Source organism: Achromobacter sp. Root565, from assembly GCF_001427425.1.
Taxonomy (GTDB): domain Bacteria; phylum Pseudomonadota; class Gammaproteobacteria; order Burkholderiales; family Burkholderiaceae_B; genus Achromobacter; species Achromobacter spanius_D.
In genome coordinates, this window is sequence record NZ_LMGO01000001.1 from 1027506 (window position 1) to 1054118 (window position 26613).

Below are 26613 nucleotides of genomic sequence, written 5' to 3' on the forward strand. Positions count from 1 at the left end.
GCAGCCATGCACCAAAACAAACTGAACGCGCCCCAATCTGGCGCAATTTCCGCACCTATTCGAAGCACCCCCGAGGAGATCATGGTGAAAGTGCAGAGTCTGGACGACTTCCTGCGTGGCGTCGCCGCGCGCGACCCGCAGCAACCCGAGTTCATGCAAGCCGTCCAGGAGGTGATGCTCAGTTTGTGGCCCTTCGTCGAGAAGCATCCCCATTACGCTGAGCACGCCCTGCTGGAACGCCTGGTTGAACCGGAACGCGTCATCCAGTTCCGCATCTGCTGGACCGACGACCAGGGCCGCGCCCAGGTCAACCGCGGCTTCCGCATCCAGCACAGCTCCGCCATCGGCCCGTTCAAGGGCGGCATGCGCTTTCACCCGTCGGTGAACCTGTCGATCCTGAAATTCCTCGCCTTCGAACAGACCCTGAAAAACTCGCTGACCACCCTGCCCATGGGCGGCGGCAAGGGTGGCTCGGACTTCGACCCCAAAGGCAAGTCCGACGCCGAAGTCATGCGCTTCTGCCAGGCGCTGATGATCGAGCTATATCGCCACCTGGGCCCGGACACCGACGTACCCGCCGGCGACATCGGCGTGGGCGCGCGTGAGGTCGGCTTCATGGCCGGCATGATGAAGAAGCTGTCGAACTCGACGGCCAGCGTCTTCACCGGCAAGGGCCTGACCTTCGGCGGCAGCCTGATCCGCCCCGAGGCCACCGGTTACGGCACCGTCTACTTCGCCGAGGAAATGCTCAAGCGCGTCGGCAAGTCCTTCGACGGCATGCGCGTGTCCGTGTCGGGCTCGGGCAACGTGGCGCAGTACGCCATCGAGAAGGCCATGGCGCTGGGTGCCCGCGTCATCACCGTGTCGGATTCGAACGGCACCGTCGTCGACGAAGCCGGCTTCAACCACGAGAAGCTCGTGGCGCTGATGCACATCAAGAATGACTTGCGCGGCCGCCTGGACACCTATGCCCGCCAGTTCGGCTTGCAGTACGAGGCCGGCAAGCGCCCGTGGCACGTGCCCGTCGACGTCGCGCTGCCCTGCGCCACGCAGAATGAGCTGGAACTGTCGGATGCGCAGACGCTGATCAAGAACGGCGTGCTGGCGGTTGCCGAAGGCGCCAACATGCCCGCCACGCTGGACGCCGCCAAGGCCTTCATTGCCGCGCGCGTGCTGTACGCGCCGGGCAAGGCCAGCAACGCCGGCGGCGTGGCCGTGTCGGGCCTGGAAATGGCTCAGAACTCGGCCCGCCTGTCGTGGACCCGCGAGGAAGTGGACACCCGCCTGCATGCCATCATGCGCGACATCCACGAAAACTGCGTGCGCCACGGCCATTCGGCGCGCGAATACGTGAACTACCTGGACGGCGCCAACATCGCCGGCTTCGTCAAGGTCGCCGACGCCATGCGCCAGCAAGGGCTGTATTGATCGCCGCCTGCTGAACCGCGCGCCGCGCGGGCACAGCATGCAACAGGCCGACTCGGATGAGTCGGCCTGTTGCATTGCGGCGATGACGCGCCGCGGGCTGCCCGATGCCTGCGCCACTGCAGGGGCGCAGACTGGCCGGATGCCGCAAAGATCAGTGCTTCATCGCGCCATGATCGTGGCTCATGCCGGGATTATGCGAAGCCGGCATGACCTTGAACTGCACCGCCACTTCGCCCGCCTTTTCAAACTTGAGCGTGGCGGGCACGGTGGCGCCATCCTTGAACGGCGCCTTCAGTTTGATGAACATGACGTGGTAGCCGCCCGGGCTGAGCTTGACCTCGGTGTCGGCGGGCAGCGCGATGCCGCCTTCGACCTGACGCATCTTGGAGACGCCGTTTTCGGTCTGCACGGTATGCAGCTCGACGCGTTCCGCGGCGTCCGACGACACGGACAGCAGGCGGTCCGGCGCCTTGGCGTCGTTGTCGATATCCATGTACCCCGCGCCGTTGGCCTGTCCGGGCGCGGAAGCGCGGACCCAGAGATCGTCGACTTCGACCTGGCCGACCTTGTAGTCCTTGGCCCACGCCGAACCGGCGGTGCACAGGCCGATCGCGGCAACAACGGCAAACTTGCGGATGTTCATGGGTGTCCTCCTGAGACGTTAGCGGCGCCTGACCAGGCTGCGGGCGGCTGACAACACCGAGTCGGTCAAGGCTTCCATGGCCTCGGAGTTTACCCGCCAATGCTGCCAGTAGAGCGGCACGTCCTCCCAGGCCCGGCCGCGCAGCAGGACGAGTTGACCGGCATCAAGGTGCTCCTGCACGAGCGGCAGCGGGTTCATGGTCCAGCCCAGTCCGCCCAGCGTGGCCTGCACGAAGGCCCGCGTGGACGGCACCCACCAGACCGGCGGTTCCCACGGTGCGGGGTCTGCGATCTTGTGCGCAAAGCGCGCCTGCAGCGCGTCCTTGCGGTTGAAGACGAGGACGGGCGCCTGCGCCAGCGTCTGCGCGTTGACGCCTGAAGCGAAGTAGCGCTTGTGGAAGTCGGGCGTGCAGGTGGCCACGTAGCGCATGCTGCCCAGCGCGTGGATGCGGCAGCCCTGGACCGGATCGGCCAGCGTGGTCACGGCGCCCAGCACGGAGCCATTGCGCAGCAGGGCGGCCGTATGGTCCTGGTCTTCGGACAGCATGTCCAGCGTGGCGCGGGTGCGCGCCGCGAACTGCAGGGCGGCGTCGACGAACCAGGTTTCCAGGCTGTCGTGGTTGACCGCGATGGGAATGCTGGCGTGGGGCACGTCGTCGTCGGCCACGCCCAGCCGGTTCAGCGCGTCGTGCTCGAGCAAGGCGGTCTGCTCGGCCAGCTGCACCAGCACCTGGCCGTCTGCCGTGGCGGCGGCCGGCACCGTGCGCTGGACCAGCAGCCGGCCCATCCGGTCTTCCAGAGCCTTGATCCGTTGCGACACTGCCGATGGCGTGACGCTGAGCGATAGCGCCGCGCGCTCGAAACTGCCTTCGCGCACCACCGCCGCCAGTGCGCGCAGGTTGCCGTGATCGATTTTCATGAGATTAGAAATTCTTAATATAGTGAAGGAAAATTAGCTGTATTTCATATACATGGCAAGGGAAAATGACGCATTGCCGACCGCTCTCAGCGCTCGGCCACCCATCAAAGCGCCGCCACAGGCGTTGCAGTCACAGGTACACCTTCCATGTTCGCCACCTTGTCATCCCCCGCCTTCCTCACCGCCTGGGCCAGCGGCACGGCCACGGGCCTCGGCCTGTTCGCCGTCGTGGGCGCGCAAAGCGCGTTCATCCTGCGCCAGGGCCTCATGCGCGCGCATCTGCTGAGCGTCGTCGCCATCTGCGCGCTGATCGACGCCGTCTTCATCTTCGCCAGCGTGTCCGGCCTGCAGGCGCTGACCGCGTGGTTCCCCTGGCTGACGACCGCCGTGCTGTGGTTCGGCGTGGCCTTCCTGACCTGGTACGCGGCGCAATCCGCGCGCCGCGCCTGGACCGCCACGGGCGGTTTGGCCGCCGCCCGCGACGTGGTGCCGTCGCGCCGCGCCGCCATGCTCGGCGCGCTGGGGTTCTCGCTGCTCAACCCGCACTTCTGGCTGGACATGGTGGTGGTCGGCTCGCTCGCGCACGGCTTCGACGACGCGCGCATGGCCTTCGCGGCCGGCGCCTTCACGGCCAGCCTGCTGTGGTTGGCGGTGCTGGGCATCGGGTCGCGGCTCTTCGCCCCCTTCTTTGCCAGCGCGTCGGCCTGGCGGGCCCTGGACGGCATCATCGCCGTGATCATGGCCGGTTTGGCGATCAGCCTGGCGGTCAAGGGCGTCTGAGGCCCGCAGGCCAACAGTCGATCTTCTCTGGAAGGTGTCTGACGCCCATGAGTAGCCGTCACAAGGTGACCGCCCTCTCACACGGGTGTCAGACACCGTTGCAGATCGCCCAAGTGCTGCGCCAGTATGGGCACGGCGCCCGCACTTTTATAATCGGCGCCTCACCACTTTTCTGTCGGGCGCCGGGCCGGCCCGCCACCGCTCCATGCGCGGACCTTCCCCTTCCAAAGACGTGCGCCTGCCGCCGCTTGCCGCCATCCAGGCGTTCGAAGCGGCCGCGCGGCTGGGTTCCTTCGAGCGTGCCAGCGAAGAGCTCTTCGTCACCGCCAGCGCCATCGGCAAGCGCATCGCCTCGCTGGAAACCCTGCTGGATGTCACGCTGTTCATTCGCAGCAGCCGTGGCGCGACGCTGAGCGCGGCCGGGCGCGAATACCTGGAACAAGTCCGCACAGCGCTCGATCTGCTGTCCGACGCCTCGCTGCACAAGCGCAACGAGCCCAAGCTGGAAACGCTGCGCGTGGTGTCCACGCCCACGTTCGCCCGGCAGGTGCTGATCCCTGCCCTGCCCGGTTTCACCGCGGCGCATCCCGACGTCGAACTCGAAATCATGCTGTCCATTCCGTACCTGGACATCATGCCGCCCAACGCCGACGTCTGGATCCGCTTTGGCAGCGGCAAGTATCCCGGTCTGCATGCGCACCCGCTCACGCATGATCCGGTGTTCGCCGTGTGCGCGCCCGGCTACCAGGCCGCGCGCGGCCCGTTCAAGCGGCCCGTCGACCTGGCGCGCGCCGACCTGCTGCGTTGCCCGATGGAGCCCTGGCGTCCGTGGCTGGCGGCGGCGGGACTGGATTGGCCCGAGCCGTCGCGCGGCGTGTGGCTGGTGGATCTGGGCATGATGCTCGCCGCCGCGCGCGCCGGCCAGGGCGTGGCGCTGACGCGCCGGTCGCTGGCCGCCGAGTGGCTGGACGAAGGCAAGCTCGTTCGCGTACTGGACGTGGAGATCCCCGGCGAGTCGCAGTACTACCTGTGCACCGAAGCCACACGCGCACCGGGCGGCGCGGCCCAGGCGTTTTCCCTATGGCTCACCGAGGTCTGCAAACGCGCAGCTCAATGGCCATGCGGGCCACAGGCCAGTCAGGAATAAATTTCCAGTTATGTACGGAATGAATTTCCGCACGACGCCGCATCCTGATCGCTAGGATGCGGCCAGCGTGACTGCGCGCGTTTCGGGACGCCTTGCGTGGCCGAACGCCGGCGGACGCAGTGCCAACGCATTGCCCACGCGCGCTTAACGCAGCGCCCCTCCATCGCGCCGCATTCAGCAAGCTGAAAGGAACCTTGCATCCGCACTAGGTATTTACGCGGAAAAGCACCGCCGGGTCAGATTCGCGTAAGCGATTAAGCAGACAGTCACGACACGCAACAAAGGAGCGCGCCAACAGAACATCACTCCGCCGACTGGCGCCGGCACACGGCTTTCCACGCAGTTCACCCAATTACAACGGAGACATCCATGGATTTTCGTTTGAAGCTGCTTGCAGGAACCCTTGCATTTGCCGTATCGGCCGCGTCCCACGCCGCCGACCCCATCAAGATCGGCGTGGCCGGCCCCTACACCGGCGGTTCGTCATCCATGGGCGTCAGCATGCGCGACGGCGTGCGCCTCGCCATCGAAGAGATCAACAAGAACGGCGGCGTGCTCGGCCGCCAGCTCGTCGCCGTCGAACGCGATGACGAAGCCAAGAACGAGCGCGGCGTGCAGATCGCGCAGGAACTGATCAACAAGGAACAGGTAACCGCCACCGTCGGCTACATCAATACCGGCGTCGCATTGGCCTCGCAACGGTTCTACCAGGATGCCAAGATCCCGGTGTTCAACAACGTGGCCACCGGCAGCGTGATCACGCATCAGTTCAAGGCGCCGGAATACCCCGACAACTACGTGTTCCGCAATGCGGCCCACGACAGCATCCAGGCCCCGATGATCGTGGAAGAAGCGATCACGCGCCGCGGCTTCAAGAAAGTCGCGATCCTGGCCGACTCCACCAACTACGGCCAGCTCGGCCGCGAGGATCTGGAAAAGGCCCTGGACGCCAAGGGCATCAAGCCGGTGGCCGTCGAAAAGTTCAACATCAAGGACGTCGACATGACGGCCCAGCTGCTCAAGGCCAAAGCCGCGGGCGCCGAGGCCGTGCTGACCTACGGCATCGGTCCCGAGCTCGCCCAGGTTGCCAACGGCATGACCAAGCTGGGCTGGAAGGTGCCGATCATCGGCAGCTGGACGCTGTCCATGGCGAACTACATCGACAACTCCGGCGCCAACGGCGAAGGCGCGCGCATGCCGCAGACCTTCATCCAGGATCCGGACACGCCCAAGCGCAAGGCGTTCATCGACGCCTATCTGGCCAAGTTCAAGCCCAAGAACAACCGCATCGACTCGCCGGTGTCGGCGGCGCAGGGCTATGACTCGATCTTCCTGCTGGCCGCGGCCATCAAGCAGGCGAACTCCACCGACGGTCCCAAGGTGCGCGAAGCGCTGGAAAACCTGCAGACCCCGGTCGAGGGCGTGGTGATGACCTACAACAAGCCCTTCTCGCACGACAACCACGACGCGATCACCGCGAAGGAAGTGGTCATCGGCGAGGTCAAGGGCGGCCGAGTCATCAAGGCCAACTAAATCCCGACAAGCAGGAAGGCGGCGGCTGCCCGGCCGCCGCCGCCCGCGCCCGAAGCTTCGGGCGCGGGGCATGCAGCCGCCTGAAAACAGCGTTCTGCCCAAGGGGGTTGGGACGGAACACAGCGCCTCAAGACACACACCATGATTCTTCTACAGCTCATCTATAGCGGTATCGCGCTAGGCATGATCTATGCGGTCATTGCGTTCGGCTACCAGCTCACCTTTGCCACATCGGGCACCTTGAACTTCGGCCAGGGCGAAGCCCTGATGCTGGGTGCGCTCGTCGGCCTCACGCTCGTCGGCCTCGGCGTGAACTACTGGGTCATGATTCCCATCGTCTGCATCTTCGGCTTTGCGCAGGGCGCGCTGGTCGAGCGCGTGGGCGTGCGGCCCGCCATCAAGACGCGATCGGAATTCGGCTGGATCATGGCCACCATTGCGCTGGGCATCATCTTCAAGAACGTGGCCGAGAACATCTGGGGCCGCGACGACCTGCGCTTTCCCTCGCCGCTGCCCGAGGCGCCCATCCAGGTGCTGGGCGCGAACGTGTTGCCGATGGAACTGCTGGTGGTGTTCGGCGCGCTGGGCATGATGATTTTGGTCGAAATCTTCAACCGCAAATCCATTTACGGCAAAGCCTTCGTCGCCACATCCAACGACCGCGACGCGGCCGGCCTGATGGGCATCAACACCGGCATGGTCATCACGTTCTCGTACGCGCTGTCGTCGCTGACCGCGGCGTTCGCCGGCGTGCTGGTCGCGCCGCTGACGCTGACCGGCGCCACGATGGGCGCGGTGCTTGGCCTGAAGGCGTTTGCCGTCGCGATCATTGGCGGCCTGTCCAGCGGGATGGGCGTCGTGGTGGGCGGGCTGATCCTGGGGATCGCCGAAACGACCACCGGTTTCTATCTATCAACGGGATACAAAGACGTGCCGGGATTGGTATTGCTGCTGCTCGTTCTGACCTTCAAGCCCGCCGGCCTGTTCGGCAAGACCGCGATCAAGAAGGTGTAAGCGATGAAACCCCTGCACCTGCTCCTTTCCATCGTGGCCGTGGCGTGCCTGGCCGCCGTGCCGCTGGGCGTGACCAACACGTATTACCTGCACTTGATTGAAACCATCATGATCTATTCGATCCTGCTGTTCGGGCTCGATATCGTGGTGGGCTACACCGGCCAGGTGTCGCTGGGCCACGCCGGCCTGTTCGGCATCGGCTCGTACGTGGCCGGCGTGCTGGTCTTTCACCTGCAGATTCCCATCTGGCTGACGCTGCCCGCCGCCATCGTCATCGCCGCCGCCTTTGGCGCGGTGCTGGCGCTGCCGGCGCTGCGCGTCACCGGCCCCTATCTGGCGATGGTGACGCTGGCGTTCGGCACGATCATCCAGATCCTGATCAACGAGATGACGTTCCTGACCGAAGGTCCGCTGGGCATCAAGATCGCCAAGCCGTCCATCGCCGGCCACGTGCTGACCAAGGCCGAATACTTCTGGCTGGTCGCCGCGCTGCTGGTGATCTCGCTGATCGTGGTGCACCGGATCCTGAAGTCGCACCTGGGCCGGTCTTTCGAAGCCTTGCGCGACAGCCCGATCGCGTCCGACTGCATGGGCGTGTCGGTGTACCGGCACAAGGTGATCGCCTTCGTCATCAGCGCCGGCTTTGCCGGCCTGGCGGGCGCGCTGTATTCGTATTCGGAGCAGTACATTTCGCCAAACACGTACAACTTCGAACTGACGATCCTGTTCCTGCTGGCGATCATCATGGGCGGACGCAAGAGCCGCACCGGCGCGCTGCTGGGCGCCTCGATCATCGTGCTGCTGCCCAAGATGCTGGACGACATCGGCACGTTCCGCCTGATCGCGCTCGCCGTGGCGATCCTGGTGACGGTGGGTAGCGCCGTGGCCATCTCCAAGGGCCGCACCGAGCCGCGCAAGGTCGCGGTGCCGGTGATCGGCACGATTGTGCTGGCCATCTTCTCGTACTGGCTGGAAGCCGTCACCGACTGGCGCCTGACCATCTTCGGCGCGATGATCCTGTTCGTCGTGTATTACCTGCCTGACGGCATCGTGGGCTTCGTACGCAACCTGTTCTTCTCGACGCGCCGTGCGGCGCTGGCGGTGAAGAAGGACCTGGTTAAGGAACAGGACGCCGTGCCGGACGCGGTGGCGGGCAAGGGCGAAACCTTGCTCGCGGCCAAGAACGTGCTGATGCAGTTCGGCGGGCTGAAGGCGCTGAATGAGGTGGACCTGACCGTCAAGCGCGGCACCATCCACGGCCTGATCGGACCCAACGGGTCGGGCAAGAGCACGATGATGAACGTGCTGACCGGCATCTATGTGCCGACGGCCGGCGCCGTGGAGTTCGGCGGCAAGTCGCTCGTGGGCCTGCCGCCGGCCGACATCGCCGAAGCCGGCATCGCCCGCACGTTCCAGAACGTGCAGCTCTTTGGCGAAATGACCGCTCTGGAGAACGTGCTGGTGGGTCTGCATCACACCTTCACGACGGGTCTGGCGGGCATTGCGCTGCGCACGCCCAAGTGGAAGACCGAAGAACAGGGCGCACGGGCGCGGGCCATGGCGCTGCTGGAGTTCGTTGGCCTGGAATCGCTAGCCAGCGAAGAGGCGCGCAACCTGCCCTACGGCAAGCAGCGCCTGCTGGAGATCGCCCGCGCGCTGGCGCTGGATCCGCAACTGCTACTGCTTGACGAACCGGCCGCGGGCCTGACGGCGCCTGACATCGTGGAGCTGCTGGCGATCATCCGCAAGGTGCGCGACCACGGCATCACGCTGATCCTCATCGAGCACCACATGGACGTGGTGATGGGGGTCTGCGACACCGTATCGGTGCTGGATTTCGGCCAGAAGATTGCCGAGGGCCTGCCTAATGAAGTGCAAAGCAACGCCAAGGTGATCGAGGCGTATCTGGGCGGCGCGCCCGCCTGACGCCAAGGGGACAAGAAGATGCTATCGATCAAGAATCTGGAAGCAGGCTACGGGAAGGTGAAGGTGCTTCACGGCATCAGCATGGAGGTGCCCAAAGCCAAGGTGGTGACGCTGATCGGCTCGAACGGGGCTGGCAAGACAACGACGATGCGGGCGTTGTCGGGGATGATCCGGCCGACGGCGGGAGAGATCACGCTGGGGAGCAAGCGGATCGATGGGATGGAGTCGCATCGCATCGCGCGGCTGGGGTTGGCGCATTCGCCGGAAGGGCGTCGGGTGTTTCCGACGCTGTCGGTGACTGACAACTTGCTGCTGGGCGCTTTTCCGCGTCTGACGGGGAGCCGGCCGAAGGGTGATGTGCAGGCGGATTTGGGGCGGGCGATGGATCTGTTCCCGCGCTTGAAGGAACGGCGCGATCAGCTGGCTGGGACGCTTTCGGGCGGTGAACAGCAAATGCTGGCGATGGCGCGTGCGGTGATGCTGAATCCGGAACTGGTGCTGCTGGACGAGCCGTCGATGGGACTGGCGCCGATTCTGGTGGAAGAGGTGTTCCGGATCATTGCGCGGCTCAAGGAGGAAGGGGTGACGATGTTGCTGGTGGAGCAGTTTGCGGCGGCGGCGTTGAATGTGGCGGATTATGGGTATGTGCTGGAGAACGGGCGGATTTCTGTGCATGGGAGTGCGGAGAAGTTGAAGCATGATCCGGCTGTGGTGGCGGCTTATTTGGGTGGGGGGCATTGAAGGGTGTAGCAGTAAGTCGGGTGGCGGTTTTTGGTGGCCGGGGTTGTGGGTTTGGCGTTGAGTTCTTAAGACGCCCGCCGCAGCGGGGGCCGGGGTGCGCGGGGCTACAATTGCGGTCCGGAGCCTTCGCTCCGGACTTCCCCTTCGTCAACCTCGTCCGCCTTCGGCTCCCTACGGTTTCCCTCGGGCGCATCTACACGCCCCGCGCACCCCGGCCCCCGCTGCGACGAGCTTTTTTGGTTTCAGCTTTACGGGCGGCGGGGCGAATTGGGTTCTTTAGGTTCTTGCCCACGGTGGGGAGAGAGAGAAAAATCTTGCGGGGCCCGCCCCCGGCCGGCCGCGCGGGCGGCCTTTGGGGGCTTACGCGGCGTCTTGCGTCGGAGCGATGACGCTGCGCGTGTGGCTGCTTTATCTCTAGGTGTCTGACACCCTGGTGAGATTCGTTTCATACCCAGTGCATCTCCCAAGGGTGTCAGACACCGGCAGCGGCAGATGCTCTTGGCAGGTTCAGGCGAAGACGGCAGTAATCGTCACTTCAACTCCAGTGCCCGATGGGCGGCGCGTATGGGTCGGGAAGTTGTGGCTGCTCGTCGCCGCGCCGCCCATCATCGCTCTCCCCCGACTGATGAACGCCATTCGCAAACCGATTCCCAACAGCGCGAAGCGCACCCAACAACGACGAACCACGGCTCCGATGCCGATTGCCGCCGCCCGGGCGGCAGCAATTCGGCGGCCCCGCAGATCTCCTGCCCTGATCACAGGTCTTGCAGCGCGCAAACCAAAGACCCTAGCAGCACGGCGTCGCGGTCACCGTGGGTGCGAGCGCCGTCGATGCGCCCGAGGGAATCTGAAGGGAAGGCCGAAGGCCTGGACGAAGATGACGAAGGGGGAGTCCGGAGCGAAGGCTCCGGACCGCAATCGTGGGCGATCGTGCCCACGGTGACCGCGGCGTCGGGCGACCTACGAAGACTTTCGCGGCACGAAGATAGACGACCAACGAAGAATCTGGCGCCAAGAAAATCAACGAGCCATAAAGAACCTGACGCAGCATCAAAAAAAATGGGCCACACAGGCAACCGACCAAATCAGTCTTCACCTGCAAGGCCCACTCTCACCTCACATTGATCTCAATGCGACGTCGATCTCAAACAAATCGTCAACGTCACACTACTCTCAATGCGACGTCAACCTCAAACGATCGTCAGCGTCACGTCAATGTTGCCGCGCGTGGCGTTCGAGTACGGGCACACGATGTGTGCGGCCGCGACCAGCTTTTCGGCTTCTGCGCGGTCCAGGCCCGGCAGCGAGATCTTCAGTTCCGCTTCGATGCCGAACCCCGTCGGGATTGCGCCGATACCAACGATGCCGTTCACGGACACGTCCGCCGGGATTGCGATCTTGTCGCGGTTGGCGACGAATTTCATCGCGCCCAGGAAGCAGGCCGAGTAGCCGACGGCGAACAGTTGTTCCGGGTTCGTGCCAGCGGCGCCAGCGCCGCCCAGTTCGCGCGGGGTGGTCAGCTTGACGTCGAGGTTGCCGTCGTCGCTGACGCCACGGCCTTCGCGGCCTCCGGTGGCGGTGGCGTTGGCGCGGTAGAGGACTTTTTCGATCGACATGGTGTGGTTCCTTTGAATGAGAGTTTGAACTGCTTGCCTTGCGGGACCCTTCCCGTGTTGGCGGTCAACGATGAACTTGCGACTTGCCTGAAACTTTAAATAGTGAACAACAAAATCGTGCGCTACTTATAAAACCGGATGATGACAGTCATCACCCACAACCTCAAAGACTTTCGGCCAGCTTCTCCCGCAACGCGTGCAGCATCTTCGTCATGCCCTGCGCTTCGTCCAGCGAACACTGCGCTGCCGCGCCAACTGCATGCGGCACCGCTTCGGCCTTTTCGCGCAGATCGCGGCCCTGCTTCGTCAGGCCCACGATCACCTGGCGTTCGTCCGCCACGGCGCGCTTGCGCGTTACCAGGCCCGCGGCCTCCAGGCGCTTGAGCAGCGGCGTCAGCGTGGCCGAATCCAGAAACAGGCGGCTGCCGATATCCGTCACCGTAACTTCGTCGCCTTCCCACAGCACCAGCATCACCAGGTATTGCGGGTAGGTCAGGTCCAGCCCGCTCAGCAGCTTGCGGTACACCTTGTTCATCGCCAGCGAGGTCGAGTACAAGGCGAAGCACAGCTGGCTGTCCAGCAGCAGCGGGTTGAAAGCGGCTTTGGTCTTGTTTCTGGATTTCATTGCGCAATATTAAATAGCGCGCGATTTATCGTCAACACATTTTTTTCGATCCCCGTAACGCTTACGCCGCCTGCTCTGCTTCCACCGCGCCGCGGTCCGACCCGTATTGCTTCAGCCCGTCCAGGTCCAACACCCGTACCGCCCCGTATTCCACATTCAGCAACCCCGCCTCCTCCAGCTTGCGCAGCGCCTGGTTCGCACGCTGGCGCGAGACCCTCGCCAGATAGCCGACTTCTTCCTGCGTAATCGTCAGTCGCATCCCCATGCCCGGATACAGCAAAGGATTGAACAGCTCGGCCAGACAGCGGGCCACTCGCGCATCCGGATCCAGCAGACGGTCGTACTCCGCCTTGCCGATGAACTGCGCCACGCGTTCGTTCAATTGATGCAGCAAATATCGGTTGAACGGAATACTGGTATCCAGCAACCAGTCGAACGTCGCACCCGGCAGACGCGCCACCACTGAATCGCGCAGCGCCACGATATCGTACTTGCGGACCTCGCGTTTCAGCAGCGAGCCCTCGCCGATCCAGCCGCCGGCGGGCACACCTGTCAGCGATGCCACCTTGCCTTCCGAATTGCCCACCGATACCTTGACCAATCCCGCCAACACGCCGATCCATGCCTGGGCGAGTTCGCCTTTGCGCTCTATGATCGATCCAGCAACGACCTGCTGCACGGAAAGGTCCCGCTCCACGCGTGCTTGCTGTTCCGCGTTGAGCACGCGGAACCAGGCGGCGGCGAGTTGCAGGGAGTCGGATAGCTGCATCGGGAATACCCTAAAAGGTCCTTGAATGTCGCGATGGTGACAGTTGGTAGCAACCCAACCTTATACCTTAACTCCTGCCGTAAATCTAAAACCAACTGGTCAAGCACGCCGCCGCATCCGCCGCTTCATTGCAGGCACTGCGCGCGATGCGCCCAAACCGGAGGAGACAACGTGGCACATTCATCGCCCGCATCTGCACAGGTGCCGGCGGCGCCGGACACCTTTCCGGCGCTGCTGCTCGCGCATGCCAACGTTCGTGGGTCGCGGCCCGCGATACGAGAGAAAGACCTGGGGATCTGGCAAACCCTGACCTGGTCCGAAGTGGCGGAGCATGTCCGTCACGTCGCGCAGGGTCTTGCATCGCTCGGCATTCTGCCCGGCATGCACGTCGCCGTCATCGGTGAAAACCGCCCGCGTCTCTACATGGCCATGATGGCCGCGCAATCGCTCGGCGCCATTCCTGTTCCGCTCTATCAGGATGCGGTCGCGCAGGAAATGGTTTACGTGCTGCAGGATGCGGAGATCAGCGTTGCGATCGTCGAGGATCAGGAGCAGGTCGACAAGATGATCGAGGTGCGCGAACAGTGCCCTGCGCTCAAGCATGTCGTGTTCGATGATCCGCGCGGCCTGCGGCATTACGCCGATCCCATGCTGCTGTCTTACGAGCAACTGGAAGCGCGGGGCAGCGAGTACGCCGCGAAGCATCCCGACTTCTACGCGCGCGCCGTGGCTGCCGTGCAGCCGCACGACGCCGCGGCCATGTTCTATACGTCCGGCACGACGGGCAAGCCGAAGGGCGTGGTGCTGACGCACCATGCGCTCATCGACCGCGCGCGCGCCGTGTCCGAGATGGAAAAGCTGACCGATCAGGAAGACGTGCTGGCCTATCTGCCGCCCGCCTGGATTGGCCAGAACATGTTTTCGTACACGCAGCTGCTGGTCACGGGCTTCACGGTGAATCATCCCGAGTCGCCCGACACCGTGTCGATCGACATGCGCGATATCGGCCCCACCTATTACTTTGCACCGCCGCGCGTGCTGGAAGGCCTGCTGACGCATGTGATGATCCGCATGGAAGACGCGGGCTATCTCAAGCGCAAGCTGTTCGCGGCCTGCATGAAGCTGGCGCGCCGCGTCGGCACGAAGATTCTGGATGGCGAATCCGTGAATGCCTGGGACCGCATGCGTTACGCGGTGGGCAACGTGCTGATCTACGGTCCGCTGCGCAACGCGCTGGGCATGAGCCGCGTGCGCGTGGCCTATACGGCGGGCGAGGCCATCGGGCCGGACCTCTTTGTGTTCTACCGCTCCATCGGCATCAACCTGAAGCAGTTGTATGGCTCCACCGAGACCTCGGTGTTCGTCTGCGTGCAGCCCGACGGCCAGGTGCGCGACGACACGGTGGGGCCGCCGGTGCCGGGCGTGGAGATTCGCGTGGCCGACAACGGCGAGATCCTGGTCAAGAGCCCGGGGCTCTTCAAGGAGTACTACCGCAATCCGGACGCCACGGCCGAGGCGCGCAGCGCCGACGGATGGTTCCACACGGGCGACGCCGGCTACCTGGATACGGACGGGCAGCTCAAGATCATCGATCGCGCCAAGGACGTGGGCAAGCTGGCCAATGGCAGCCTGTTTGCGCCGAAGTACATCGAGAACAAGCTCAAATTCTTCCAGCACATCAAGGAAGCAGTGGCGTTTGGCGCGAACCGCGAGGACGTGTGCGCGTTCATCAACATCGACCTGGAAGCCGTGGGCAACTGGGCCGAACGCCGCGGCCTGCCCTATGCCGGCTACACCGACCTGGCCGGCAAGGACGAGGTCTACCAGCTGATCGCCGAGTGCGTGGAGCAGGTCAACGCGGATCTCGCGACCGATCCCAAGCTGGCCGCGTCGCAGGTGAGCCGCTTCCTGATCCTGCACAAGGAGCTGGACCCGGACGACGACGAGCTGACCCGCACGCGCAAGGTGCGCCGCGCCTTCATCGCGCAGAAATATGGCGTGCTGATCGACGCGCTCTTTGGCGGCAAGCAATCGCAGTTCATCGAGACCGAAGTGAAATTCGAAGACGGACGCACCGGCAAGATTTCGGCGGATCTGCGGATCCATCCGGTCAAGACGTTTCCCGCCATCACCGCCCGAGCCGCGTAAAGAACATGAGCCATAACGACCGCGACCAGCGTATCGGCGATGTCATGCTGGACATGCAGAACATCTCCCTGTCTTTCGGCGGCGTGAAGGCGCTGACCGACATTTCCTTCAACGTGCGCGAGCACGAGATCCGCGCCATCATCGGACCCAACGGCGCGGGCAAGAGCTCGATGCTCAACGTCATCAACGGCGTGTACACGCCGCAGCAAGGCGGCATCGCGTTCCGCGGCGAGCGGTTTTCGCGAATGAACCCGCGCCGCGCCGCCGAAATGGGCATCGCGCGCACGTTCCAGAACCTGGCGCTGTTCAAGGGCATGAGCGTGCTGGACAACATCATGACCGGCCGCAATCTGCGCATGAAGAGCGGTCTGCTGGCGCAGGCGTTCCGCCTGGGGCCGGCCGAGCGCGAAGAGATGCAGCACCGCGAGTTCGTCGAGAACATCATCGACTTCCTTGAAATTCAGGCCTATCGCAAGACGCCGGTGGGGCGCCTGCCCTACGGCCTGCAAAAGCGCGTCGACCTGGGCCGCGCGCTGGCGATGGAGCCGCGCCTGTTGCTGCTGGACGAGCCGATGGCCGGCATGAACATCGAGGAGAAGCAGGACATGAGCCGCTTCATTCTGGATGTGAACGACGAGTTCGGCACGACCATCGTGCTGATCGAGCACGACATGGGCGTGGTCATGGACATCTCGGATCGCGTGGTCGTGCTGGACTACGGCAAGAAGATCGGCGACGGCAAACCCGACGAAGTTCGGGCGAACGAGGATGTGATCCGCGCCTATCTCGGCGTGTCGCACTAAGCCGGACAACCAAGGCGGAAAGACATGGGATTTTTTCTAGAGACCTTATTCGGCGGCCTGATGAGCGGCATGCTGTACGCGCTGATCGGCCTGGGCTTCGTGCTGATCTTCAAGGCGTCCGGCGTCTTCAACTTCGCGCAGGGCGCGATGGTGCTGGTGGCGGCGCTGTCGATGGCGCGCTTCTCGGAATGGCTGCCGCGCTGGCTGGGCTTTGACAACATGATCCTGGCCAACGTGCTGGCGTTCATCGTCAGCGCGATCGTGATGTTCCTGCTGGCAGTGGCGATCGAGCGCTTCGTGCTGCGCCACCTGGTCAACCAGGAGGCCACGACGCTGTTGATGGCGACGCTGGGCATCAGCTATTTCCTGGATGGATTGGGCCAGATCACGTTCGGCAGCTCGGTGTACTCCATCAACGTCGGCATGCCCAAGGATCCGCTGATGATTCTGGAATCGGTGTTCGAGGGAGGGCTGCTCATCAACCTCGAAGACCTGACAGCCGCGGTCATCGCCGCGCTGCTGGTGGCGACGCTGGCGCTGTTCTTCCAATACACCTCGACCGGCCGCGCGCTGCGGGCCGTGGCCGACGACCACCAGGCCGCGCAGTCGATCGGCATTCCGCTGAACCGCATCTGGGTGATCGTGTGGAGCGTGGCCGGGCTGGTGGCGCTGGTGGCGGGGATCATCTGGGGATCGAAGTTCGGCGTGCAATTCACGCTGTCCACCGCCGCGCTGCGCGCGCTGCCGGTGGTGATCCTGGGCGGCCTGACGTCCGTGCCGGGCGCCATCCTGGGCGGCCTAATCATCGGCGTGGGGGAAAAGCTGTCCGAGGTCTATCTGGGGTCGCTTGTGGGAGGCGGCATCGAAATCTGGTTCGCCTACGTGCTGGCGCTGGTGTTCCTGCTGTTCCGTCCGCAAGGGCTGTTCGGCGAGAAGATCATCGACCGCGTCTAAGCCCGCGGCTCACCAAGGATAAAAAATGTTCTATCGCGAAAACGGCCAATTCAAGACCAGCTATCGCGCTGACCAGCAGATCTTCCCGATCCGCCAGGACCGCGTCTTCATCTGGCTGCTGATGGCGGTGGCGTTCATCGTCGTTCCGGCGATGGCCAGCGACTACCTGCTGCGCGCCATCCTGATTCCGTTCCTGATCCTGGCGCTGGCCGCCGTGGGCCTGAACATCCTGGTCGGCTACTGCGGACAGATCTCGCTGGGCACGGGCGCCTTCATGGCGGTGGGCGCGTATGCCGCCTGGAACTTCGGCGTGCGCTTTCCCGGCATGCCGCTCGTGGTGCAGATCCTCTTGGGCGGCTGCTTTGCCACCATCGTCGGCGTGATCTTCGGCATCCCCAGTTTGCGCATCCGCGGGCTGTATCTGGCGGTGGCGACACTGGCGGCGCAGTTTTTCGTGGACTGGGCGTTCCTGCGCATCCCCTTCTTCACCAACTATTCGCCCTCGGGAAGCGTGTCGGTGCCGCCGCTCACGGCCTTCGGGCTGCCGGTGCAAAGCGCCATGGAGAAGTACCTGTTCGTGCTGATCCTGGTCGTCGTCTTCAGCCTGCTGGCCAAGAATCTGGTGCGAGGCGCCATCGGACGCCAGTGGATGGCGATCCGCGACATGGACGTGGCGGCATCGGTCATCGGCATCCGGCCCATGTACGCCAAGCTGACGGCGTTCGCGGTCAGTTCGTTCATCGTCGGCGTGGCGGGCGCCTTGTGGGGCTACATCCACCTGGGTTCGTGGGAGCCGCTGGCATTTGACCTGGGCCGCTCGTTCCAGCTGCTGTTCATGGTCATCATCGGCGGGTTGGGTTCGATCATCGGCAGCTTCTTCGGCGCGGCGTTCATCGTGCTGGTGCCGGTAGCGCTGTCCAACATCCCGCACATGCTGGGCCTGCCGCTGTCGGTGGACACCGCGGCCCATATCGAGCACATGGTGTTCGGCGCGCTGATCGTGTTCTTCCTGATCGCCGAGCCGCACGGCCTGGCGCGGCTGTGGAGCATCGGCAAGGAGAAGCTCAGGATCTGGCCGTTCCCGCACTGATCGTGTTTCGTTTTGATTTCCGTGGGTCCATCGCAGCACAACCGCGCTGGACCCCCGCCCCGAATACCCGGCTCAAGACCGGGCCAATCCCGGTGTCACAGGGTTGACCGACCCAAACACCACGCAGGAGGTAAATGGAGATGAAGCGTCTTAACCTGAAGTTGGCGGCAGCCTTGATGGCCGCAGCCGGCGCCGCAGGCGCCGTGGCCACGCCGGCAATGGCGGCCGAAGAGCAGTTCGTTCCGTTGCTGGTGTATCGCACGGGATCGTTCGCGCCGCTGGGCATTCCCTGGGCCGACGGCAAGCTGGATTACCTGAAGCTCGTCAACGAGCGCGATGGCGGCGTGAATGGCGTCAAGATCACGTATGAAGAGTGCGAGACCGCCTACGCCACGGACCGCGGCGTGGAATGCTACGAGCGCCTGAAGGGCAAGGGCACCGGCGCATCGGGCTTCGATACCCAGTCCACCGGCATCACGTTTGCGGTCAGCGACAAGGCGATCATCGACAAGGTGCCTGTGGAAACCATGGGCTACGGCCTGTCGCAGTCGGTGGATGGCAGCGTGTTCGAGTGGAACTTCCCGCTCTTGGGCACGTACTGGACCGCCGCCGACGTAATGATCCAGGACATCGCCAAGAAAGAAGGCGGCATGGACAAGCTCAAGGGCAAGAAGATCGCCCTGGTGTATCACGACTCGCCGTACGGCAAGGAGCCGATTCAGCTACTGCAAAAGCGCGCGGCCAAGGAAGGCTTCGAACTGCTGCTCTACCCCGTGACCGCCCCTGGCGTGGAGCAGAAGTCCACCTGGCTGCAGATCCGCCAGGCGCGTCCGAACTACGTGCTGCTGTGGAGTGCGGGCATCATGACGCCCACCGCCATCCGCGAAGCACAGGCCAGCGGCTATCCGCGCGACAAGATGTACGCGATCTGGTGGGCCGGCTCCGAAGGCGACGTCAAGGACCTGGGCGATGTCGCCAAGGGCTACAACGCCATCACCATCCACAACAGCGGCGCCGACAGCGACAAGGTCTACGACGATCTGAAGAAGTACGTCTACGACAAGGGCCAGGGCGCGGACAAGACCGGCAAGACCACGCTGGGCACCATCGCTCACACGCGCGGCATGATGATCTCGATGCTGCAGGTGGAAGCGATCCGCGCCGCGCAGGAGAAGTACGGCAAGGGCAAGGCGCTGACGCCCGAGCAGGTGCGCTGGGGCTTCGAGAATCTGGACCTGACTCAGGAAAAGCTCGACAAGCTGGGCTTTGGCCAGATCATGCGTCCGGTCAAGACCTCGTGCGCGAATCACAAGGGCGACGACTGGGCCCGCATCGTGCAGTGGGACGGTTCCAAGTTCAAGGTCGTTTCCGACTGGTATCAGGCCGACAAGGCGATCCTCGACCCGATGGTCAAGGAATCGGCGGCCAAGTACGCCAAGGAAAAGAACATTACGCCCCGCAAATGTGAGTAATGCTCCTGGAGCGCCCGCGGCGTGTTTGCCGCGGGTGCGCAACGCAGGTTGATATGAACCGGCGGCCGGCTTTCCGGCCGGCCGCCGCCACGCTGCAGGAAGGTTTATGAACGACGCCAATATTGCCGCCGCCGACGCCCCCCAGGTGCTGCTCGATGTGAACGGCATCGAGGTGATCTACAACCACGTGATCCTGGTCCTCAAGGGCGTGTCCCTGCAGGTGCAGGAAGGCAAAATCGTGGCGCTGCTGGGCGCGAACGGCGCGGGCAAGACCACGACGCTTCGCGCCATCTCGAACCTGCTCAAGGGCGAGCGCGGCGACGTCACCAAGGGCAACATCCAGTTCCGCGGCCAACGCATCGAACGCCTGACGCCGGCCGAACTGGTCAAGCGCGGCGTCGTGCAGGTGATGGAAGGCCGGCATTGCTTTGCCCACCTCACCATCGAGGAAAACCTGCTGACGGGCGCCTATACGCGCAGCATGAGCCGGGGCGACACCAGCGCCGCGCTGGAGCGGGTCTACCAGTATTTTCCGCGCCTGAAGCAGCGCCGCACCAGCCAGTCCGGCTACACCTCGGGCGGCGAGCAGCAGATGACCGCGATCGGCCGCGCACTCATGGCCAACCCCAACATGATCCTGCTGGACGAACCGTCGATGGGCCTGGCGCCGCAGATCGTGGAAGAGATCTTCGAGATCGTGCGCGACCTGAACCAGCGCGAGCGCGTGAGCTTCCTGCTGGCTGAGCAGAACACCAACATCGCGCTGCGCTACGCCGATTACGGCTACATCCTGGAAAACGGGCGCGTGATGATGGACGGCGCGGCCGCCGACCTGGCGCAGAACGAGGACGTGAAGGAGTTCTACCTGGGCATTTCCAGCGGCGAACGCAAGAGTTTCCGAGACAACAAGTTCTACCGCCGCCGCAAACGCTGGCTGGCCTGATTCCCGACGCGGGCAAGCCAGCGCTTGCCGCATGGCGCCGGCAACGGCGCCGCAAACCGGCACACGAGAAGGTGCGATTCCATGTCCGAGTTTTTCGATGACCGCGAAACCCGAGCGCCCGAGCAACGCGAGCGCGAACTGATGGCCGCCCTGCCCGGGACGATTGCGCGGGCGATCGCGCGCGCGCCGGCCATCGCCGAGCAACTGCGCGGCGTGGACCCCGCCACGATCACCTCGCGCGAGGCGCTGGCCCGGTTGCCGGTACTGCGCAAACACGAACTGCTGGAACGCCAGCAACACAGCCGCGACGACGGCGCCCGGCCCGCCGGTCCCGAAAAAGCCTTCGGCGGCTTCTCCGCAATCGGCTGGGGCGAAGCGATGCGCGTGTTCGCCTCGCCCGGCCCGATCTACGAACCGGAGAGCGCGCGGTCGGATTACTGGCGCTTCGCGCGCGCCCTGTACGCGGCGGGCTTTCGCGCCGGCGAGCTGGCCTACAACTGCTTTTCGTACCACTTCACGCCGGCCGGCTCGATGATGGAAACCGCCGCCCACGCCGTGGGCTGCACCGTGTTCCCCGGCGGCACCGGGCAGACCGAGCAGCAGGTGCGCGCGATCCAGGACTTGGCGCCCAGCGGCTACACGGGTACGCCGAGCTTCCTGAAGATCATCCTGGAGAAGTCCGATGAATTGGGCGTCAAGCTCGATTCATTGCGGCGCGCGCTGGTCTCCGGCGAGGCCTTCCCGCCTTCGCTGCGCGACTGGCTGGCGGCGCGCGGCATCGACGGCTACCAGGCCTACGGCAGCGCCGACCTGGGCATGATCGCGTTCGAGACGCCCGCCCGCGAAGGGCTGGTGGTGGGCGAGGACATCATTGTCGAGATCGTGCGTCCGGGCACCGGCGAGCCCGTGCCGGCAGGCGAAGTCGGCGAGGTCGTGGTGACCACTCTGAATCCCGATTACCCGCTCGTGCGGTTTGGCACTGGCGACCTGTCGGCGGTGATGTCCGGCATTTCGCCATGCGGGCGCACCAACACGCGCATCAAGGGATGGATGGGACGCGCCGACCAGACCACCAAGGTGCGCGGCATGTTCGTGCATCCGTCGCAGGTGGCGGACGTGGCGCGGCGGCATCCGGAAATCCTGCGCGCGCGGCTCGTCATCAGCGGCAGCACCGGGTCGGACCGGATGGTGCTGAAGGTGGAATCGCGCGAGCAGAACGACGAGCTGGCCCGCCGCATTGCCGATTCGGCGCGCGACGTGACCAAGCTGCGCGCCGACGTGGAATGGGTGGCCGAGGGTGGCCTGCCAAACGACGGCAAGGTCATCGACGACATCCGGACATACGAATAGGCGATCAGGCGCGCGGTTAAGCGTAGCTAGCCGCGCGGGCTCGCGGCGCCGCCCTCACGGCGCGAAGCCCGCGTGATGAAGGCGTGTATGCCCATGCCGGCGATCATCGCCCCAGCGAACACGGCCGCGTCACCGATGCCGGCCGCCGCGGCGACCAGCGCCGGACCGGGGCAGAAACCCGCCAGGCCCCAACCCACCCCGAATGTCAGGCTGCCGGCAGCCAGCCGCGCATCGAGCCGGCTGGCTTGCGGCCAGCGCATGGGCTCGCCGGACAGGCTCGCCCGCCGCCGCCGCACCAGCGCATAGCCGACGCTGGTCGCCAGCACGGCGCCGCCCATCACGAATGCCAGGGTGGGATTCCACAACCCGGCCAGATCCAGAAATCCCAGCACGCGCGCCGGGTCCGCCAAGCCCGAGATGAGCAAGCCCAGCCCGAAGATGAGCCCGGCGACGAAGGCGTAGAGCGCGGCCATTGTCAGACACCCGCCATGTGCCGCAGCACGTAGACCGTGGCGAACCCCGCGGCCATGAAGATCAGCGTCGCCGCCAGCGACCGGCGCGAGCCGCGCGACAGGCCGCACACGCCATGTCCGCTGGTGCAGCCGGACGCGTAGCGCGTGCCGATGCCGACCAGCAGACCCGCGACGATAAGGCGCGGCGTGCTGGCCTCGACCGTGATGGAAGGCAGGTCGGAAAAGAGGCGGAACAACCAGGGCGCGGCGCACAGCCCCAGCAGGAAAGCGATGCGCCAGCCGCCGCCGCGCTCGGGCGCAAGCAACCCGCCCACGATGCCGCTGATGCCCGCGATGCGACCCGCGCCCAGCATCAGCAGCACCGCGCCGGCGCCGATCAGCAGGCCGCCCGCCGTGCCGGCGCCCGGGGTGAAGGCGGACCAGTCCACATTCATTTGAGTGACGCCATGGCGCGTCCGCAGTACAAACTGGATAGCGTTTTCATCACCTGGCTGACCTCGAAACTGGCCATCTGGTAATAGACGTATTTGCCCTCGCGCCGCGTCGCGACCAGACCTTCGTCGCGCAGCACGCCAAGCTGTTGCGAGAGCGTGGGCTGGCGGATGCCAGTCAGCGACTCCAGCTCGCCGACGTTGCGTTCATTCTGGACCAGCTGGCACAAGAGCAGCAAGCGGTCTTCGTTGGCTAGCGCCTTGAGCAGTGCGCAGGCCTGCGTGGCGGACTCGCGCAGGACGGCAACTTCGCAGTCGGTAAGGGGAGCGTTCATGGCTGGGTGTCGGACACGTGGGGATGGCGGCGTCATTATATTTATGAATAAACTATGCGCAAATATTATTTGATTTCGTAAATTGACCTGATCGGTCCGCCTACGCGGCCTTCACGCGAGCCCCCATGAACCCGCATATCCAGGCCTTCTTCGACCCCGTCACTGCCACCATCACCTACGTCGTTCACGAGCCGGCGCCCGGCGGCGCATGCGCCATCATCGATTCGGTGCTGGACTACGATCCCAAATCCGGCCGCAGCAATACGGCCAACGCCGACCGCGTGGTGAACTACGTGCGCGAGCGCAGCCTGCGGACGGTCTGGCTGCTGGAAACCCACGCCCATGCCGATCACCTGTCGGCGGCGCCCTACTTGCAGCGCCAGCTGGGCGGCGTCATCGCCATCGGCCAGAGCATCCGCACCGTGCAGGGCGTCTTCAAGACCATCCTGAATCTGGAGCCGGAATTCCAGCTCGACGGCTCGCAGTTCGGCCACCTGTTCGCCGACGGCGAGACCTTCCAGATCGGGGCGCTGACCGCCACGGCCATCCACGTGCCGGGCCATACACCGGCCGACATGGCCTATCTGATCGGCGATGCGGCATTTGTGGGCGACACGCTGTTCATGCCGGATGTCGGCACGGCGCGCTGCGATTTTCCGGGTGGCAACGCGCATCTGCTGTACCAGTCGATCCAGCGACTGCTGAGCCTGCCTGACGACACGCGGCTGTTCATGTGCCACGACTATCCGCCAGCAGGCCGCGAGGCCGCCTGGGAAACCACCGTGGCCGGCCAGCGCCGGGGCAACATCCACGTGCGCGACGGCATTACCGAAGACGAATTCGTCGCCATGCGCACGCGGCGCGATGCCACGCTGTCGATGCCCACGCTGATCCTGCCCGCGATCCAGGTGAACATCCGCGCGGGCCATTTCCCGCCCCCCGAGGACAACGGCGTGCGTTATCTCAAGATTCCCGTGAACGCGCTCTGACGCCCGGCCGCGGCGTACTTGCGCCGCACGGCCTTATCCCGCAAGATCGCCCGATCGCAGCCACCCGATCCGACGCATCCATGTTCGCCGAAGCCGAAGCCGACCCCACCCTGTCCAAAGACGAATTCAAAGCGCTCGAAGCGCGGCTGCGGGTCGCGCTGCTCAATGCGCAGTACGAACGGCTGCGGCAGGCCGACAAGACGTTGCTTATCGTCGTGGCCGGCATCGACGGCGCCGGCAAGGGCGCCACGATCAATCTGCTGAACGAATGGATGGACCCGCGCCACATCCGCACGCTGGCCTATGGCCCGCGCGAAGGCGACGAGCTCGAGCGGCCGCCGTTGTGGCGCTATTGGCGCGATCTGCCGCCCAAGGGCAGCACGGGCATCGTGTTCGGCTCCTGGTACACGCCGCTCTTGATCGAAGCCGTGCGCAAGAAGCCCAACGCGGACGCGATCGAAGCGCACTCGGCCGCCATCATGCGCTTTGAGACCATGCTGGCCGCCGAAGGCGTGCAGATCATCAAGCTGTGGTTCCACCTGTCCGCCAAGGCGCAGAAGACGCGTACGCAGCGCCTGCTGGCCAACCCCGATACGGCCTGGCAGGTCAGCCCGGTCGACATGAAGGTCAACAAGCGGTACGACCGCATCCGGGCCGGCGCCCACGTCGTCCTCAATCACACGGACTGCGGCCATGCGCCGTGGGTGGTGATTCCCAGCGCCGACGAAAACATGCGCGCCGCGCGCACGGCCGAGGCGGTGCTCGGCGCCCTGCGCCGGCGCGGCGTGCCCCGCCTGCCGCCCGCTTTTGTGGCGCATTCCAGCACGACGCGCATCGTGGACCGGCTGGGCAAGCTGGACTACGACGCAAAGGTGGACAAGGAAGACTACGAGGCCGAACTCGGCCTGCTGCAGGGCCGGCTGGCGCGCGCCGCCAGGTCCGACAAGTTCAGGAATCGCTCCCTGATCCTGGTGTTCGAGGGGCAGGATGCCGCCGGCAAGGGCGGCGCCATCCGCCGCGTCACCCACGCGCTGGACATCCGGCAGGTCGACATCACGCCCATATCCGCGCCCACGACCGAGGAGTTGGCCCGGCCCTATCTGTGGCGTTTCTGGCGCTGCATTCCAAGCCATGGCCGCATCGGCATCTTCGACCGTTCGTGGTACGGACGCGTGCTGGTCGAGCGCGTCGAAAAGCTGACACCGCCCGCCCGCTGGCGCCGCGCGTACGCCGAGATCAACGACTTCGAGGAACAGCTTGCCGCCAGCGGCACGCTGGTGCTGAAGTTCTGGCTGGCCGTCACGCCTGATGAACAGCTCAAGCGCTTTCACGAGCGCGAGAAATCGCCGTTCAAGAACTTCAAGATCACGCCCGACGACTGGCGCAACCGCGACAAGTGGAAAGAATACGCGGCGGCGGCCAACGAGATGATGATGCGCACCGACGTGGCCCACGCGCCGTGGCATCTGGTGTCGGCCAACGACAAGCGTTACGCTCGCCTGCAGGTGCTGCGGCATATCGTCGACGCCATGGAAACCCAACTCTGAAGACCGTCAGGAGGCCTTGCGCCATGAGTACCGCAGAAATCCGTTCCATCGTCGCCACCGACTTCGACGCCTGGTTGCCCCTGTGGAAGGGCTACCAGGATTTCTACCGCGTCAGCATCGACGACGCCGTCACGCGCAACACCTGGGCGCGCTTCCTGGATCCCGCCGAGCCCATGCACGCGGCGCTGGTCTATGAAAGCGGCCGCGCCGTCGGCATGGTGCACTGGATCTTTCATCGCTCCACCTGGACCGCCGGCGACTACTGCTACCTGCAGGACCTTTACGTGGACCAGGACGCGCGCGGCACGGGCGCGGGCCGCAAGCTGATTGAACACGTCTACGCCGAAGCCGTCGCAGCCAACTGCGCCCGCGTCTATTGGCTGACGCACGAAACCAACGCGACCGCCATGCAGCTCTACGACCGCATCGCCGACCGGTCCGGCTTCATCCAGTACCGCAAGGTGATGACTTGAGCGCGCGCGATCCCAACTGCCCGCTGTGCCAGGAAGACGGCGGCACGCTGCTATGGCGCGGACCGCATCTGCGCATCATCGAGGTTGAGGACGCCGACTATCCGGGCTTCACGCGCGTGATCTGGAACGGTCACCTGGCCGAGATGACCAGCCTGTCGACGCACGGGCGCGACCTGCTCATGCGGGCGGTGTATGTCGTCGAGGAAACGCAGCAGGCGATCCTGACGCCGGACAAGATCAACCTGGCGTCGCTGGGCAACATGGTGCCGCATCTGCATTGGCACGTGATCCCGCGCTGGCGCGGCGACCGGCACTTTCCGGACCCGATCTGGGCGGCGCCGCGCATTGCGCCAGGCGCCGAGCCGGATTCCTGGAAGGACCGGCAGGAGCAGGTGCGAGCGCTGCTACCCCGTTACCGCGACCGTCTGGTCGAAGCCATGAACGCGCTGCTGTGGCATTGAGCCT

Annotated in this window: 26 protein-coding genes; 18 read left to right on the plus strand and 8 right to left on the minus strand. The window is 64.9% G+C overall.

Going from position 1 to position 26613, the window contains the following annotated elements; all coding sequences use genetic code 11:
* Positions 1–81 precede the first annotated feature (81 nt).
* On the plus strand, positions 82–1428 hold the full coding sequence (gene gdhA / locus ASD71_RS04615) for an NADP-specific glutamate dehydrogenase (RefSeq protein ID WP_056560339.1): 1347 nt from the start codon (positions 82–84) through the stop codon (positions 1426–1428).
* Positions 1429–1579: 151 nt separating this feature from the next.
* On the opposite strand, the gene ASD71_RS04620 is transcribed toward gdhA, so the two are convergent.
* Together ASD71_RS04620 and ASD71_RS04625 are read right to left on the minus strand one after the other, a co-directional pair.
* Positions 1580–2071 (minus strand): copper chaperone PCu(A)C, encoded by a 492-nt coding sequence (locus tag ASD71_RS04620; protein ID WP_056560342.1) that lies wholly within the window; start codon positions 2069–2071, stop codon positions 1580–1582.
* An 18-nt stretch (positions 2072–2089) separates the two neighbouring features.
* Positions 2090–2989 (minus strand): LysR family transcriptional regulator ArgP, encoded by a 900-nt coding sequence (locus tag ASD71_RS04625; RefSeq protein WP_056560345.1) that lies wholly within the window; start codon positions 2987–2989, stop codon positions 2090–2092.
* Positions 2990–3136: 147 nt separating this feature from the next.
* Between ASD71_RS04625 and ASD71_RS04630 the strand changes: the two genes are divergently transcribed.
* The 6 genes from ASD71_RS04630 to ASD71_RS04655 all read left to right on the plus strand — a co-directional run bounded on the left by ASD71_RS04630 (position 3137) and on the right by ASD71_RS04655 (position 10130).
* The gene (locus ASD71_RS04630) at positions 3137–3769 is read left to right on the plus strand and encodes a LysE/ArgO family amino acid transporter (RefSeq protein WP_056560348.1); all 633 of its coding nucleotides are present in this window, start codon (positions 3137–3139) and stop codon (positions 3767–3769) included.
* 205 nt (positions 3770–3974) lie between these two features.
* Entirely contained in the window at positions 3975–4916 is a 942-nt protein-coding gene (locus tag ASD71_RS04635) for a LysR substrate-binding domain-containing protein (protein WP_056560351.1), read from the plus strand.
* 369 nt (positions 4917–5285) lie between these two features.
* A complete protein-coding gene (locus tag ASD71_RS04640; RefSeq protein ID WP_056560352.1) occupies positions 5286–6449 on the plus strand; it encodes an ABC transporter substrate-binding protein in 1164 nt (387 codons plus the stop codon).
* A 141-nt stretch (positions 6450–6590) separates the two neighbouring features.
* On the plus strand, positions 6591–7463 hold the full coding sequence (locus ASD71_RS04645) for a branched-chain amino acid ABC transporter permease (protein WP_006216335.1): 873 nt from the start codon (positions 6591–6593) through the stop codon (positions 7461–7463).
* Between the two features lie 3 nt (positions 7464–7466).
* A complete protein-coding gene (locus tag ASD71_RS04650; RefSeq protein ID WP_056560355.1) occupies positions 7467–9389 on the plus strand; it encodes a branched-chain amino acid ABC transporter ATP-binding protein/permease in 1923 nt (640 codons plus the stop codon).
* An 18-nt stretch (positions 9390–9407) separates the two neighbouring features.
* Positions 9408–10130, plus strand: coding sequence for an ABC transporter ATP-binding protein (locus tag ASD71_RS04655; RefSeq protein WP_056560356.1), 723 nt, complete (start codon positions 9408–9410; stop codon positions 10128–10130).
* A 1190-nt stretch (positions 10131–11320) separates the two neighbouring features.
* On the opposite strand, the gene ASD71_RS04660 is transcribed toward ASD71_RS04655, so the two are convergent.
* The 3 genes from ASD71_RS04660 to ASD71_RS04670 all read right to left on the minus strand — a co-directional run bounded on the left by ASD71_RS04660 (position 11321) and on the right by ASD71_RS04670 (position 13140).
* A complete protein-coding gene (locus ASD71_RS04660) occupies positions 11321–11746 on the minus strand; it encodes an organic hydroperoxide resistance protein (RefSeq protein WP_056560358.1) in 426 nt (141 codons plus the stop codon).
* A 163-nt stretch (positions 11747–11909) separates the two neighbouring features.
* A complete protein-coding gene (locus ASD71_RS04665; protein WP_056560361.1) occupies positions 11910–12371 on the minus strand; it encodes a MarR family winged helix-turn-helix transcriptional regulator in 462 nt (153 codons plus the stop codon).
* 61 nt (positions 12372–12432) lie between these two features.
* Entirely contained in the window at positions 12433–13140 is a 708-nt protein-coding gene (locus tag ASD71_RS04670; protein WP_056560363.1) for a Crp/Fnr family transcriptional regulator, read from the minus strand.
* Between the two features lie 171 nt (positions 13141–13311).
* On the opposite strand from ASD71_RS04670, the gene ASD71_RS04675 reads away from it, so the two are divergent.
* The 7 genes from ASD71_RS04675 (at position 13312) to ASD71_RS04705 (ending at position 21900) form a co-directional block, all read left to right on the plus strand.
* Positions 13312–15288, plus strand: a complete 1977-nt coding sequence (locus tag ASD71_RS04675) for a long-chain fatty acid--CoA ligase (RefSeq protein WP_056560366.1) — start codon at positions 13312–13314, stop codon at positions 15286–15288.
* Positions 15289–15293: 5 nt separating this feature from the next.
* The gene (locus tag ASD71_RS04680) at positions 15294–16091 is read left to right on the plus strand and encodes an ABC transporter ATP-binding protein (protein WP_056560369.1); all 798 of its coding nucleotides are present in this window, start codon (positions 15294–15296) and stop codon (positions 16089–16091) included.
* 24 nt (positions 16092–16115) lie between these two features.
* The gene (locus tag ASD71_RS04685) at positions 16116–17045 is read left to right on the plus strand and encodes a branched-chain amino acid ABC transporter permease (protein ID WP_056560372.1); all 930 of its coding nucleotides are present in this window, start codon (positions 16116–16118) and stop codon (positions 17043–17045) included.
* Between the two features lie 25 nt (positions 17046–17070).
* Positions 17071–18135, plus strand: a complete 1065-nt coding sequence (locus ASD71_RS04690; protein ID WP_056560374.1) for a branched-chain amino acid ABC transporter permease — start codon at positions 17071–17073, stop codon at positions 18133–18135.
* 134 nt (positions 18136–18269) lie between these two features.
* Complete coding sequence (locus ASD71_RS04695; RefSeq protein ID WP_082578797.1) at positions 18270–19607, plus strand: ABC transporter substrate-binding protein; 1338 nt, start codon at positions 18270–18272, stop codon at positions 19605–19607.
* 106 nt (positions 19608–19713) lie between these two features.
* Complete coding sequence (locus ASD71_RS04700) at positions 19714–20550, plus strand: ABC transporter ATP-binding protein (protein WP_056560377.1); 837 nt, start codon at positions 19714–19716, stop codon at positions 20548–20550.
* An 81-nt stretch (positions 20551–20631) separates the two neighbouring features.
* On the plus strand, positions 20632–21900 hold the full coding sequence (locus ASD71_RS04705) for a phenylacetate--CoA ligase family protein (protein WP_056560379.1): 1269 nt from the start codon (positions 20632–20634) through the stop codon (positions 21898–21900).
* Positions 21901–21926: 26 nt separating this feature from the next.
* Here ASD71_RS04705 and ASD71_RS04710 read toward each other — a convergent pair whose 3' ends face one another.
* Genes ASD71_RS04710 through ASD71_RS04720 form a run of 3 tightly spaced genes read right to left on the minus strand, consistent with a single transcriptional unit; the run spans position 21927 to position 23139 of the window.
* Positions 21927–22373: a DUF6691 family protein gene (locus ASD71_RS04710; protein ID WP_056560382.1), complete on the minus strand. Its 447-nt coding sequence runs from the start codon at positions 22371–22373 to the stop codon at positions 21927–21929.
* 2 nt (positions 22374–22375) lie between these two features.
* The gene (locus tag ASD71_RS04715; RefSeq protein WP_056560386.1) at positions 22376–22807 is read right to left on the minus strand and encodes a YeeE/YedE family protein; all 432 of its coding nucleotides are present in this window, start codon (positions 22805–22807) and stop codon (positions 22376–22378) included.
* Entirely contained in the window at positions 22804–23139 is a 336-nt protein-coding gene (locus tag ASD71_RS04720; RefSeq protein WP_056560389.1) for a helix-turn-helix transcriptional regulator, read from the minus strand. Before ASD71_RS04720 ends, ASD71_RS04715 begins: the two co-directional genes overlap by 4 nt.
* A 125-nt stretch (positions 23140–23264) precedes the next feature.
* Here ASD71_RS04720 and ASD71_RS04725 point away from each other — a divergent pair, with 125 nt between their 5' ends.
* From ASD71_RS04725 to ASD71_RS04740, 4 genes are all read left to right on the plus strand, one after another.
* On the plus strand, positions 23265–24128 hold the full coding sequence (locus tag ASD71_RS04725; RefSeq protein ID WP_056560392.1) for an MBL fold metallo-hydrolase: 864 nt from the start codon (positions 23265–23267) through the stop codon (positions 24126–24128).
* A gap of 80 nt (positions 24129–24208) precedes the next feature.
* The gene (gene pap / locus ASD71_RS04730) at positions 24209–25675 is read left to right on the plus strand and encodes a polyphosphate:AMP phosphotransferase (RefSeq protein WP_056560397.1); all 1467 of its coding nucleotides are present in this window, start codon (positions 24209–24211) and stop codon (positions 25673–25675) included.
* Positions 25676–25698: 23 nt separating this feature from the next.
* The gene (locus tag ASD71_RS04735) at positions 25699–26148 is read left to right on the plus strand and encodes a GNAT family N-acetyltransferase (RefSeq protein WP_056560400.1); all 450 of its coding nucleotides are present in this window, start codon (positions 25699–25701) and stop codon (positions 26146–26148) included.
* The gene (locus tag ASD71_RS04740; RefSeq protein ID WP_056560403.1) at positions 26145–26609 is read left to right on the plus strand and encodes an HIT family protein; all 465 of its coding nucleotides are present in this window, start codon (positions 26145–26147) and stop codon (positions 26607–26609) included. Before ASD71_RS04735 ends, ASD71_RS04740 begins: the two co-directional genes overlap by 4 nt.
* Positions 26610–26613 lie beyond the last annotated feature (4 nt).

What these genes read in the sequence shown, in the direction of transcription:
- ASD71_RS04725 (WP_056560392.1), top strand. Translation starts at nt 23,265, where the DNA reads ATGAACCCGCATATCCAGGCCTTCTTCGACCCCGTCACTGCCACCATC.
- ASD71_RS04710 (WP_056560382.1), bottom strand. Translation starts at nt 22,373, where the DNA reads ATGGCCGCGCTCTACGCCTTCGTCGCCGGGCTCATCTTCGGGCTGGGC.
- ASD71_RS04690 (WP_056560374.1), top strand. Translation starts at nt 17,071, where the DNA reads ATGTTCTATCGCGAAAACGGCCAATTCAAGACCAGCTATCGCGCTGAC.
- pap (WP_056560397.1), top strand. Translation starts at nt 24,209, where the DNA reads ATGTTCGCCGAAGCCGAAGCCGACCCCACCCTGTCCAAAGACGAATTC.
- ASD71_RS04720 (WP_056560389.1), bottom strand. Translation starts at nt 23,139, where the DNA reads ATGAACGCTCCCCTTACCGACTGCGAAGTTGCCGTCCTGCGCGAGTCC.
- ASD71_RS04695 (WP_082578797.1), top strand. Translation starts at nt 18,270, where the DNA reads ATGGAGATGAAGCGTCTTAACCTGAAGTTGGCGGCAGCCTTGATGGCC.
- ASD71_RS04635 (WP_056560351.1), top strand. Translation starts at nt 3,975, where the DNA reads ATGCGCGGACCTTCCCCTTCCAAAGACGTGCGCCTGCCGCCGCTTGCC.
- ASD71_RS04630 (WP_056560348.1), top strand. Translation starts at nt 3,137, where the DNA reads ATGTTCGCCACCTTGTCATCCCCCGCCTTCCTCACCGCCTGGGCCAGC.
- ASD71_RS04660 (WP_056560358.1), bottom strand. Translation starts at nt 11,746, where the DNA reads ATGTCGATCGAAAAAGTCCTCTACCGCGCCAACGCCACCGCCACCGGA.
- ASD71_RS04705 (WP_056560379.1), top strand. Translation starts at nt 20,632, where the DNA reads ATGTCCGAGTTTTTCGATGACCGCGAAACCCGAGCGCCCGAGCAACGC.
- ASD71_RS04700 (WP_056560377.1), top strand. Translation starts at nt 19,714, where the DNA reads ATGAACGACGCCAATATTGCCGCCGCCGACGCCCCCCAGGTGCTGCTC.
- ASD71_RS04620 (WP_056560342.1), bottom strand. Translation starts at nt 2,071, where the DNA reads ATGAACATCCGCAAGTTTGCCGTTGTTGCCGCGATCGGCCTGTGCACC.
- ASD71_RS04680 (WP_056560369.1), top strand. Translation starts at nt 15,294, where the DNA reads ATGAGCCATAACGACCGCGACCAGCGTATCGGCGATGTCATGCTGGAC.
- ASD71_RS04670 (WP_056560363.1), bottom strand. Translation starts at nt 13,140, where the DNA reads ATGCAGCTATCCGACTCCCTGCAACTCGCCGCCGCCTGGTTCCGCGTG.
- ASD71_RS04640 (WP_056560352.1), top strand. Translation starts at nt 5,286, where the DNA reads ATGGATTTTCGTTTGAAGCTGCTTGCAGGAACCCTTGCATTTGCCGTA.
- ASD71_RS04685 (WP_056560372.1), top strand. Translation starts at nt 16,116, where the DNA reads ATGGGATTTTTTCTAGAGACCTTATTCGGCGGCCTGATGAGCGGCATG.
- ASD71_RS04735 (WP_056560400.1), top strand. Translation starts at nt 25,699, where the DNA reads ATGAGTACCGCAGAAATCCGTTCCATCGTCGCCACCGACTTCGACGCC.
- ASD71_RS04715 (WP_056560386.1), bottom strand. Translation starts at nt 22,807, where the DNA reads ATGAATGTGGACTGGTCCGCCTTCACCCCGGGCGCCGGCACGGCGGGC.
- ASD71_RS04645 (WP_006216335.1), top strand. Translation starts at nt 6,591, where the DNA reads ATGATTCTTCTACAGCTCATCTATAGCGGTATCGCGCTAGGCATGATC.
- gdhA (WP_056560339.1), top strand. Translation starts at nt 82, where the DNA reads ATGGTGAAAGTGCAGAGTCTGGACGACTTCCTGCGTGGCGTCGCCGCG.
- ASD71_RS04625 (WP_056560345.1), bottom strand. Translation starts at nt 2,989, where the DNA reads ATGAAAATCGATCACGGCAACCTGCGCGCACTGGCGGCGGTGGTGCGC.
- ASD71_RS04655 (WP_056560356.1), top strand. Translation starts at nt 9,408, where the DNA reads ATGCTATCGATCAAGAATCTGGAAGCAGGCTACGGGAAGGTGAAGGTG.
- ASD71_RS04665 (WP_056560361.1), bottom strand. Translation starts at nt 12,371, where the DNA reads ATGAAATCCAGAAACAAGACCAAAGCCGCTTTCAACCCGCTGCTGCTG.
- ASD71_RS04650 (WP_056560355.1), top strand. Translation starts at nt 7,467, where the DNA reads ATGAAACCCCTGCACCTGCTCCTTTCCATCGTGGCCGTGGCGTGCCTG.